Genomic DNA, 11,032 nt, shown 5'->3' on the forward strand with positions numbered 1-11,032 from the left:
CTTACGGGGAGGTTTAAAAGGAATTGAGGCATTATGGCTTACAGTACTTTTAACCAAAAAAAGAATGACCAATTGAAGGAACCAATGTTCCTAGGTCAATCAGTAAACGTTGCACGTTACGACCAACAAAAGTTTGAGATTTTCGAAAAACTTATCGAGAAACAACTTTCTTTCTTCTGGCGTCCAGAAGAAGTAGACGTATCTAGCGACCGTATCGATTACAACAAACTGCCAGATCACGAGAAGCACATCTTCATCTCTAACTTGAAGTACCAAACGCTTCTTGACTCTATCCAAGGCCGCAGCCCTAACGTGGCACTGCTGCCGCTTGTGTCTCTACCAGAACTAGAGACTTGGATTGAGACTTGGTCTTTCTCTGAAACGATTCACTCTCGTTCTTACACACACATTATTCGTAACATCGTGAACGACCCTGCTGTAGTGTTTGATGATATCGTTGAGAACGAGCACATTCTGAAGCGTGCAAAAGACATCGCGCACTACTACGACGATTTGATTCAAGCGACGAATGATTACCATCGCTACGGTGAAGGTGAGCATGTCCTTAACGGTGAAACGGTTAAGGTTAGTCTGTACGATCTTAAGAAGAAGCTGTACATCTGTCTGATGTCTGTTAACGCATTAGAAGCTATTCGTTTTTACGTAAGTTTCGCATGTTCTTTCGCTTTCGCAGAACGCGAACTAATGGAAGGTAACGCGAAAATCATCAAGCTGATCGCTCGTGACGAAGCACTTCACTTAAATGGCACGCAGCACATGATCAACCTGCTACGTAACGGTCAAGATGACTTCACTTTCATGCAAATCGCAGAAGAGGCAAAACAGGACTGTTTTGACCTATTCAAAGAAGCGGCTGAGCAAGAAAAAGAGTGGGCAGAGTATCTATTCAAAGATGGCTCTATGATCGGTCTAAACAAAGACATCCTAAGCCAATACGTTGAATACATCACAAATATTCGTATGCAAGCGGTAGGTCTACCAGCAGCGTATCCAGAAGCAACAACCAACCCAATTCCATGGATTAACGCTTGGTTGTCTTCAGATAACGTTCAAGTTGCGCCTCAAGAAGCAGAAATCTCTTCTTACCTTGTGGGTCAAATTGACAATGAAGTTCGCGCAGATGACTTCGAAGGATTCGAGCTGTAATGGCAACACTCAAAATCAACAAACTGATCAGCATTGAATCCAACCCTTCCAATACGATTTTGGAAACAATGGAGCAAGCTGGCCTATTACCAGAATACAACTGCCGTGATGGGCACTGCGGCGCCTGTCGCTGCAAATTGGAGTCTGGTGAAGTGGAGTATGTTGGTTTTGCCATGGCTTACACACAAAGTGATGAAATATTACCTTGTATCTGTAAAGCAAAATCAGATTTGTCACTTAGCGGCGTTAACTACGCGATGAAAGAAAAGCAGCGCGCATAACGTTGACTCGACGGTATAAAATGCAAAAGCCAAGGCAATCACCTTGGCTTTTTTGTCTCTGTGTTTTGTCTCTCAGACTACTGTATAGAGCTTTGGTTATAAAGCACTGCTCGGGAGGTGCATCTCTTTAACTTTCTCTAAAAATGCATAATGCGCAAACATCGGTTTACGTTCTAGGTAGCGACGCAACAAGTCTAGAGCTGCCGTGCTGATCACTTTAACTTGATCACTGCGCTGATACTTTTTCGAGAGTTTATATAACGCTCCCCACTCGCCTGACGGTGTCGATAAAGCGACGGAAAAAAAACCCTCTTCAATATGGCCAGTAACGAGTGATAAATCCGTCCCACACTTCTCTCGCGTAGCACCAGCCAGAGCAAACGTTTCTGCTAATGGATCTCCGCTGTTGGCCATCGCTTGAGTCAGGCTCGGTAGTATCCAACCATGCCCTAGTTGCTTTTCAGCGTTTTCATCACCGTTTAGCCAGTACGTTAAGTATCCTCCGCTACTTTTTTCGGAGGTCGACACTGTTAGTCCTTTATCGACCAACAACTGGCCGACATTTTCAACCATAGGTAAATCAATACTAACGGTATTACTCTCAAGGTGTTTATTAATTATCTGTACGAGTTTCAAACGCTGTTCAAGCTGATCTGAAGGACCAAAAAGTTTCACTTCAATAAAAGGCAAGTAAGAGCGATACCCTAGCTCATAGCCTTGAGGAAGTTTTAGCTGATCTAGCTTATCTGAAATACCGGATTCAGATAGACCAAACGTGTAGATTCGACTACAACATGAACCTTGAACATCGGGAAACACTCTTCTCAGATCGGGAAGAATTTGCGTCTCTGCCATGAGCTTAAATTCACTTGGTACACCCGGTGTGAAATAAAAAATGGCATCATTAATCAGCATTTTGAAACCGCAAGCAGTGCCTATCGGGTTGTCCAATATCTCTGCCGTTTCTGGCAGCATTGCTTGCTTTAAATTACTGTCCGGCATAGGGATGCCACGTCGAGCATACAAACTTTCTAGATGCTGCAACCACTCTTGGAATAGCACCAGTTTACAATCGGCGGCTCTCGCGGCGGCGGCAGCACTCATGTCATCCGTTGTAGGGCCTAAACCACCATTAACAATAACCACATCGTTGTTAAAGCTGAGCATTAAAAACTCTTCAACCAAACTCGATAGGCTATCACCAACCGTTGAGCGCTTTGTTAAGCCAAATCCATGTTGATAAAACAGGCTAGACAACCATGCCGCATTAGTATCAACAATATCACCGTGGAGGACTTCCTCACCAGTACTAAGCATTGCTATTTTCACAACTGACTCCTGAACGTAAGCACAATCCTATTTTCGTTATAGCGCTTATTTTTCTTTTTATTTGGACAAATCTCGCCGAGGTTTGTTGGGACTAAATAAGGGTCAAGTGTTTAAATGATTGATGTTTTGAGGGATAATTACGAGCCCGAACATACACCATTAACTCGGAGACCTTTGTGTCAAAATCATCCATGTTCAAGACGACTCTAACAGGCCTTTGCTTGGCTTCGTCAGCGCTTGCGCACGCAAGTCACTATGACCTAAGCCGTCATACAGAGTTTTCTTACACACCTGATTGCTTGTCAGGTTACTGCGAAACGACGACTCTGTACACCTTCGAGGCTCAAAATCGCGGTGTTATGTATGAACAGAATAATGATGATTCGCTAAACCTTGACGCAGGGCTTCAGCCTAAACATCTCATCATCCCTCAAGATAAAGACTGGGATTACCTGATGGGTCAAACCTACACCATTCTAGGTCTCAGTATCGCGACCGTAGGCATGATGACTTTTCTTCCAGAAAGTATCACCAAATGGGACGAAGAAGACCGAGACATGAGTAAGTTGGGGCAAAAGTGGAAAGATAATGTCTCTGACGGCCCCGTTTGGGATCGCGATGAACATGTCCTCAACTACATCATGCACCCATATTTTGGCGGCGTTTACTACACGGCAGCACGTCACGCTGGCTATAATGAATTTCAGTCGTTTTTGTACTCCGCAACTATGTCGACGTTCTTTTGGGAGTATGGCGTGGAGGCGTTCGCAGAAGTACCATCTTGGCAGGATATTTTTATCACACCATTCTTTGGTGCTGTTGTTGGTGAAATGATGTTAACGGCTGAGCAAGACATTATTGCAAACGGCGGCGAAGTTATGGGCTCTGAAACCGCAGGTGATGTTTCGCTCTTCTTCTTAAACCCTGTTGGACATATTCATTATTGGGTAACTGATGCATGGGGCGGTAGTGCAGAACTACAATTCAATTCATCACCTTGGTTTGGAAACCAAGATGTTGCAAAATTCGCCATGGACGCAGGCGCAAACTATGACAGTCAATTTTATGGTGTCGAGTTAAAAGTAACCTTCTAATCCTAAGTTGATACTCGGTAAAAAGCAGCCTTACGATGGCTGTTTTTTTGTGCTCTGAACATTGTTTTAATTATTTGCATCACGAATTAGTGTTAAAAATTGACTTTCATCAAACATTACCCGCCCTTAGCACCTACACTAAATAAAAGGATTTATTCCAATAACTTAAGTAGCACGTTTATTCGTACTGCGTCCAAACCTTGATTCCAGGAGGGGACATTATGAACACCGTATTTATTGTTAATTTTGTCGGACAAGCGTCACCCGCCACGATTAAAGAGCTCGCTGCAATCACACACGAAAACGGCGGGAAATGGCTGATCAGCAAAGTAAACTTTATCGAAGACCAAGTTGCAGGTGTCATCAAAGTAGAGCTTCCAAGAGAAAATGCCGACATCGTTAAACAGGCGTTCTCTTCTTGTCAGACTCTTGTTGTTAGGTTCGTCGACTCTGAACCTCATTCATATCGTGAAGACACTATCTTCCAACTTCGTTTAGATGCCAACGATAGAGCGGGTATTGTGAATGAAATTACTCACGTTCTCGATAATCAAGGTATCTCAATTTTAGATATGGATTGTCAGCGTGTATTCATTGCAGGAGGCGGAGGGGTAAGCTCTAGCTTATTCAGCGCTAAAATGGCGATAAAACTACCTAGCGAGCTAGAAATTGAAGACATAGCCAATGAGTTAGAATCTCTGAGTGAAGACACTCGTGTAATTGTAGAAAGCTAACTGCATACCTTTAACGCTTCCCCAATAAAAAGAGCAGCAATTCAGCTGCTCTTTGTCGTTCTAATACTCAATACGTTTTATTTCACTGACCACTGAGACAGTGAACGTTTGAAATCAGAGTAGTCAAATTCATTCAGTTTTTGAATGTCACCATTCGAGCGTTCACAGTAGACCGACGGCATACGTAGACCGTTAAACCAGTTCAGTTTCACCATGGTGTAACCGGCACTATCTAGAATATGCAGACGCTGTCCTATCTCTAGAGGCTGTTCGAAGTTCGCCACGCAGAACTGGTCTCCAGCCAAACAAGAGCACGAGCCGATCACATACTCGTGTTCACCATTTTCAGATGCTTCAAGAATTGACGCTGGCTCATTGTAGATCAACGTATCTAAGCGGTGAGCTTCTGTGGCTGAATCGACAATCGCCGTCTTCTTTACGTTCTCAACGATATCAACCACAGTGACCACTAGGTCAGTCGTCTTGGTAATGATCGCTTCGCCCGGCTCTAAATACATTTGTACGCCGTGTTTCTCTGAGAACGCTTTAAGTGCTAACCCTAACTTCTCGATATCGTACCCCGGCCATGTGAAGAACACGCCGCCGCCCATGCTTACCCAGTCCAGCTTATCTAGGTACTCGCCAAACTGATCTGAAATAGCATCGAGTAAGCCGATAAACGCATCCACGTCTTTGTTCTCACAGTTCATGTGGAACATTACGCCATCAATACCATCAAAAATTTCCGGTTTGATGTGATCAGCCTGAACACCAAGACGAGAGAATTGACGCGCTGGGTTTGCTAAGTCTTGCCCTGCATAGCTCACACCTGGGTTTAGGCGCAAGCCAATCGATGCTTTGCCTTCGACAATATGACGATAAGCCGCTAGCTGTGACTGAGAGTTAAAGATCATCTTGTCACAGATGTCCGCCACATCGCGAACGTCATCTTCGCTGTAACCCACGCTGTATGCGTGTGTCTCACCACCAAACGTTTCGTAGCCAAGCTTCACTTCAAACGGGCCAGAACTTGTTGTTCCGTCTAGGTAAGGCTTGATGATGTCGAATACACCCCATGTTGAGAAGCACTTCAGTGCTAATACAAGCTTCACACCAGAGATGTCTTTTAGCTGTTTTGCTTTCTCTAGATTCTCAATCAGCTTGTCTTCATTGATCATGAAGTATGGCGTTTTTAGTTCGTTTTGTTGCATTTTGATACCTTACGTCCCTTCGCCTTAGCAAAGGCACTATAAAATCGAACAAAGCCGACGCAAGTGCATCGGCTTAAACGTACAAATAAGAGTCGCTAAATTCTTACTTCAATTTATGGATAACAGGTTGCCCTGGCTCCAGTTCTTGAACATGCCAATCTAGACCAATAGATGGCATGGTTTCTAGGAATGGGTCTGGATCTAGTTGTTCCATGTTGAACACTCCTTTGTCTGCCCACTTGCCACGGAAGAACTGCAAAGCCGCAGTGATCGCTGGTACGCCAGTGGTATATGAGATAGCTTGGTGTTCAACATCTTCGTATGCGACTTCGTGATCAGCGTTGTTGTAAATGAATACACTGCGCTCTTTACCATCTTTCTTACCTTGAACCCAAGTACCGATACACGTTAGGCCAGTGTAGCCTGGCGCGAGTGATGTTGGATCTGGTAGTAGTGCTTTTAGCACGTGCAAAGGTTGAACAACCGTACCGTCGTGAAGCGTTAGTGGATCTGGGCTGAGTAGACCGATGTCGCGCATCACATTGAAGTAGTTTAGGTAACGGTCACCAAAGCCCATCCAGAATTCGATGCGTTTCGCCGGGATGAACTCTTGCATAGATCGAACTTCGTCGTGCGCCATTGAGTACACTTTGTGTGAACCACAATTCGGGAATTCAAACTCAAGCATACGTGAGTGACAAGGTACTTGTTTCCACTCGCCGTTTTCCCAGTAGAACGAATCGCCTTGAATCTCAAGCATGTTCGTTTCTGGATCAAAGTTAGTTGCGAACTTCTTACCGTGGTCGCCTGCGTTTACATCCATTACGTCGATAGTATCGATTTCATCGAACAGATGCTTCACTGCGTATGCGGCAAACACCGATACTACTCCCGGATCGAAACCAGCACCAAGAATACCTGTAATGCCCGCTTCTTCAAACTTCTCACGGTAACCCCACTGCCAATCGTAAGCTTGAGGTACTTGTTGGCCTTCAGAGCACAAATCAACCGCAACAGATGTATCAAGGTATGACACTTTAGCTTGGTAACATGCTTCCATAATAGACATGTTCACCCAAGGAGGACCTGCGTTGATCACTAAGTCAGGTTGTACTTCTTTAATTAAAGCAACTAAAGAATCTACGTCGTCCGCGTTTACCGCTCGCGCTTCTAATTTCTTAGTTGAATCTTTCAGATTGTTTTTCTTCTGAATCGATTCGATGATTTTCTCACACTTACCTACGGTACGTGATGCGATTGTGATATCACCCAGAACGTCGTTGTTTTGTGCTGCTTTATGTGCAACTACCCAGCCAACGCCGCCTGCACCAATCTGTAGAATTGCCATAGTTTTCCGTTACCTTTGTTAAACTAGCTCTGCCGCTAGCGTATTGATTTTTGAGAGCAAAGATTCAAAGTCCGCCGTCGTCAGACACGGGTTCAAAATCGTAAATTTCAATGCAGTTTTATCGTCGACAATGGTTTCACCCAATACCGCAATACCGCGTGTTAACGCTTCTAAGCGCAACGTTTTGTTCAGTTCATCAAGATCCGCTGATTCATGTGTCGCGCGGAACAGAACCGTAGATAGTGATGGTTCAGCCAACAACTCAAAGTGTTTGTTATCTCGAATCATGTCCGCCACTTCAAGCGTCTGCTCAAGCAAATGATCATACATATCGCCTAGGGCTTTTGGCCCTACGCTTTGCATCGTCATAAACACTTTGAGCGCATCAAAACGCTTAGTTGTCGCAATAGACTTATCCACCAAGTTCGGTAGTTCGTCGTGTTCGCGGTTCAAATAGTCTGCATGGTGAAGCAGGAATTTAAAGTTAGACTTGTTATTTACCAATAGCGCACCACAACTGATGGTTTGGTAAAACAGCTTATGGAAGTCTACGCTGATGGAATGTGCACGCTCACAACCTTTCAGACGCGCTTTTTGGCTACTTAGAATCAGAGCTCCACCGTATGCACCGTCGACGTGCATCCACATGTCATGTTTCGCTGCAATATCGGCGATAAAGTCTAAGTCATCAATAGCACCGTGGTCCGTTGTACCCGCTGTACCAACAATGGCAAATGGGATCAAACCTTCTGCTTTGGCCTGATTGAGAACTTCGTCTAATTTAGTGACATCCATCGTTCCATCGGCATTAGCATCGACGGTCATGACCGCTTTTTCACCCAATCCCATCCAAGACGCTGATTTTTGAACCGTGAAGTGGGATTTTTTCGAACATACAATACGTAGCTTGTCTGCGTATTCAGGAAGGCCAAGCTTTTGAATTGAGTGTGCACTGAGTTTGTCAGCAATCCAATCTCGCGCAAGCATCAAACCCATTTGGTTACTTTGCGTGCCGCCGCTTGTGAAGATACCGTCCGCTTTTTCACCTAACTCATATTTATCGCATAGCCAGTTCACAACTTTCTGTTCAACATAAGTCGCTGATGAAGCTTGATCCCATGAATCCATAGACTGGTTCAAAGCCGCAATCATTGCCTCTGCCGCAATCGCTGGCATCAAAGGTGGAGTATGCAGGTGAGCAATACAATCTGGATGTTGAGTAAAAATTGCGTTTTTCGCGACCAGCTCAGCAGCATCGTCGATAACGGTTTTAAGAGGCGCATTTCCATTATCAAGATCAACGTCGTGAATCGCTGCTTCCAATGCTTTTGGATCCATACCTGAATACGGTGCAGTCACTTGTTCAAACACTGACTTCATTGCCGTAGTAGTGTGATTCATCACCGAAGCAAATTCATTGCTGCCCATCTCTCCAGTGTGGATGAAATGCTTCTTCCATTCATCTTGTGGCTGAGTTTCGATGTGACTACCGCCAGCGGCTAAAATCGCGTCTTCAAATACACGTAAAGCAAAGTCGATTTGCTCAAACGAGATGGTAAGAGGAGGAAGGAAACGAATTACTGCGCCTTCGCGTCCACCTTTCTCAACGATCAAGCCACGCTCGAGTGCTGCGCGTTGAATAGAAAGTGTGAGTTCACTATCCGCTTGAGGTTCACCAAATTTATTGAGCTCACCGTTTGGAGTTTTAATCTCCACGCCTAGCATCAAACCTTTGCCACGAACCTCTGCGATACAGTTCACACGCTTTTGAATACTTTCAAGGCCGTAGCGCAAGTACTGACCCGCAATATTGGCATGCTCAACAAGATTATCACGTTGGATAATTTCTAATGCTTTCGCACCAGAGACCATGGCTAACTGGTTACCACGAAATGTACCTGTGTGCTCGCCCGGCTTCCATGTATCATGTTGCTTGTTGATAACCAATAGCGACATTGGTAATCCACCGCCAATTGCTTTTGATAAACACAGAATATCTGGAACAATGCCCGACTCTTCGAACGCGAAATTGTAGCCAGTTTTACCAACACCACACTGGATCTCATCGAAGATCAGTAAGATACCGTGTTCATCACAAATACGACGTAACTCTCGTAGCCAGAATGCTGGCGCAGGAACAACACCACCCTCACCTTGCACTGGCTCCACGATAATCGCGGCAGGCTTCATAATGCCTGACTCATCATCGTTTAAAAGACGATCGATATAGCGAATACTTGCTTTCGCACCTTCATCACCGCCAAGCCCAAAAGGACAACGCAGGTTGTATGGGAAAGGCATAAAGTGCACATCCGACATCAAACCAGTTCGACGAGCTTTCGTGCCTAAGTTACCCATCATCCCCATCGTACCATTAGTCATACCATGGTATGCGCCACGGAAGGCAAACATAGTGTTGCGACCGGTAGTCTGTTTCGCGAGCTTGATAGCAGCTTCAACCGCATCAGCTCCAGACGGGCCACAAAATTGGATAACGCTGTTCTCGCTTAACTCTTGAGGAAGAAAAGACTTAACAGATTGAATAAACGTCGTTTTTGCTGATGTTGCAATATCTAGCGTCTGATATGGCAGTCCTGAATCTAATTGCTCTTTCAGAGCTTGGTTTATTTCAGGATGGTTATACCCCAAAGCTAGAGTGCCTGCCCCCGCAAGGCAGTCTAGAAAGATCTGTCCACGCGTATCTTCAACCAAGCACCCAAAGGCTTGTTTAATTGCGATCGGCAAACGACGTGGATAAGAACGTACTTCAGATTCATGCTCAGCCTGATCAATCAATACTTGATCTGGCGTTAAGTCATACGTTCCCTCAACGATAGGAACTTGAGACGAAAAAATGTTTGCGATATTGCTATCGACTTCAAAGGCAGTGCTCATACTACATAATCCCTTGAATTATAATAATTCTGTATCCTGTATTAATAATCATTAGAATGAAATTACAGGAGGTGTGAATACCCCTCCGCATTTGTCAGTGCATAAATGACAAATACAGATCATCCGCCACGATACTCGCGACTTTATATGTAAAAGGGATTAATCAAGGTTCTGTAATGCACCCGTTTTGTAAAACAGGACATTTCGGCAGTATGAAGCTGATTAGTGTGTGTTTATTCAAAGGTTTCAATGTTGGGTTTCCCATTAATATGCCGCGTTTACAGCATTAGTATCCCGTCTATCGACAAAAGGCTTTGCCGATACCTACCCTACGCAGTGTCACAATCAGCTTGAATGGTCACTACGCGTATCCCCCAGAGATCAAACGTTGTTAATTACGCTCCGAGATTGCGCGCGAATTTATCACAAAATAAAATCTTCTGGCAACGATTTTTCATATTAGTAACAGTGATGTAAATCACAACAAAACATACCCCATCGTAACTCGCATGTTCATATTCATGAGCTATGCTTTTCTGCTTCTCTCAAACAGCTGTTATTTAAACAAATATTCTTGAGATATCATCACCTCATCTAACAGAGGTTTAAGGTTGTGCTGCTTAATCGTAAAACATTCCTTTCTATATCCGGAACATTTAAAAAGATAGCATTCTCGTCACAGCTTTGCCTGGAGCAAGAGTGGTTATTCTCCACAAGTGATGGTTTAAACATAGACTAGTAGGAATGGCTAAGATGTTTTGCAGTGGCAGAATGAACAATCACTTGAGTCAATGAGACAAAGGGTTCGTTACTTAACGAAGTCTGTGACAGAAAAGAAGTTTGAGATTTTCAAAAAATACGAAAAAGGCCTAACATTTTCATGTTAGGCCTTAAATCTGGAGCGACACACGAGGTTCGAACTCGTGACCTCAACCTTGGCAAGGTTGCGCTCTACCAACTGAGCTAGTGTCGC

8 protein-coding genes and 1 tRNA gene are annotated in these 11,032 nt (G+C 44.3%); 4 read left to right on the plus strand and 5 right to left on the minus strand.

Translation table 11 applies throughout. From position 1 onward, the window contains the following. The first annotated feature begins 33 nt into the window (after nt 1–33). Nucleotides 34–1,167, plus strand: a complete 1,134-nt coding sequence (gene nrdB / locus R7Z10_RS21450; RefSeq protein ID WP_005376818.1) for a class Ia ribonucleoside-diphosphate reductase subunit beta — start codon at nt 34–36, stop codon at nt 1,165–1,167. Further along, nucleotides 1,167–1,448: a class I ribonucleotide reductase maintenance protein YfaE gene (yfaE, locus tag R7Z10_RS21455; RefSeq protein WP_005376817.1), complete on the plus strand. Its 282-nt coding sequence runs from the start codon at nt 1,167–1,169 to the stop codon at nt 1,446–1,448. Before nrdB ends, yfaE begins: the two co-directional genes overlap by 1 nt. A gap of 96 nt (nt 1,449–1,544) precedes the next feature. Here the strand turns inward: yfaE and R7Z10_RS21460 are convergent, their stop codons facing one another. Further along, entirely contained in the window at nt 1,545–2,777 is a 1,233-nt protein-coding gene (locus R7Z10_RS21460; RefSeq protein WP_151514966.1) for a CinA family nicotinamide mononucleotide deamidase-related protein, read from the minus strand. 191 nt (nt 2,778–2,968) lie between these two features. Here R7Z10_RS21460 and R7Z10_RS21465 point away from each other — a divergent pair, with 191 nt between their 5' ends. Beyond that, nucleotides 2,969–3,871, plus strand: coding sequence for a DUF3943 domain-containing protein (locus tag R7Z10_RS21465; RefSeq protein WP_005376815.1), 903 nt, complete (start codon nt 2,969–2,971; stop codon nt 3,869–3,871). 221 nt (nt 3,872–4,092) lie between these two features. Next, nucleotides 4,093–4,605 carry a glycine cleavage system protein R gene (locus R7Z10_RS21470; RefSeq protein ID WP_005376814.1) on the plus strand — a complete coding sequence of 171 codons (513 nt, stop codon included), beginning with the start codon at nt 4,093–4,095 and terminating at the stop codon, nt 4,603–4,605. A gap of 77 nt (nt 4,606–4,682) precedes the next feature. Here the strand turns inward: R7Z10_RS21470 and nspC are convergent, their stop codons facing one another. The 4 genes from nspC to R7Z10_RS21490 all read right to left on the minus strand — a co-directional run bounded on the left by nspC (nt 4,683) and on the right by R7Z10_RS21490 (nt 11,032). Continuing rightward, nucleotides 4,683–5,816 carry a carboxynorspermidine decarboxylase gene (gene nspC, locus R7Z10_RS21475; protein WP_025767273.1) on the minus strand — a complete coding sequence of 378 codons (1,134 nt, stop codon included), beginning with the start codon at nt 5,814–5,816 and terminating at the stop codon, nt 4,683–4,685. Between the two features lie 103 nt (nt 5,817–5,919). Then, nucleotides 5,920–7,164, minus strand: a complete 1,245-nt coding sequence (locus R7Z10_RS21480; protein ID WP_012841628.1) for a carboxynorspermidine synthase — start codon at nt 7,162–7,164, stop codon at nt 5,920–5,922. Between the two features lie 18 nt (nt 7,165–7,182). Further along, nucleotides 7,183–10,059 (minus strand): pyridoxal phosphate-dependent class III aminotransferase, encoded by a 2,877-nt coding sequence (locus R7Z10_RS21485; RefSeq protein WP_318105903.1) that lies wholly within the window; start codon nt 10,057–10,059, stop codon nt 7,183–7,185. An 897-nt stretch (nt 10,060–10,956) separates the two neighbouring features. Further along, nucleotides 10,957–11,032, minus strand: a tRNA-Gly gene (locus R7Z10_RS21490).

It is taken from the genome of Vibrio sp. Vb1018, from assembly GCF_033338775.1.
GTDB lineage: Bacteria > Pseudomonadota > Gammaproteobacteria > Enterobacterales > Vibrionaceae > Vibrio > Vibrio alginolyticus.

Excerpts from the sequence above, each read along its gene's own strand:
- nrdB (WP_005376818.1), top strand. The coding sequence starts at position 34 with ATGGCTTACAGTACTTTTAACCAAAAAAAGAATGACCAATTGAAGGAA.
- yfaE (WP_005376817.1), top strand. The coding sequence starts at position 1,167 with ATGGCAACACTCAAAATCAACAAACTGATCAGCATTGAATCCAACCCT.
- R7Z10_RS21465 (WP_005376815.1), top strand. The coding sequence starts at position 2,969 with ATGTTCAAGACGACTCTAACAGGCCTTTGCTTGGCTTCGTCAGCGCTT.
- R7Z10_RS21470 (WP_005376814.1), top strand. The coding sequence starts at position 4,093 with ATGAACACCGTATTTATTGTTAATTTTGTCGGACAAGCGTCACCCGCC.
- nspC (WP_025767273.1), bottom strand. The coding sequence starts at position 5,816 with ATGCAACAAAACGAACTAAAAACGCCATACTTCATGATCAATGAAGAC.
- R7Z10_RS21480 (WP_012841628.1), bottom strand. The coding sequence starts at position 7,164 with ATGGCAATTCTACAGATTGGTGCAGGCGGCGTTGGCTGGGTAGTTGCA.
- R7Z10_RS21485 (WP_318105903.1), bottom strand. The coding sequence starts at position 10,059 with ATGAGCACTGCCTTTGAAGTCGATAGCAATATCGCAAACATTTTTTCG.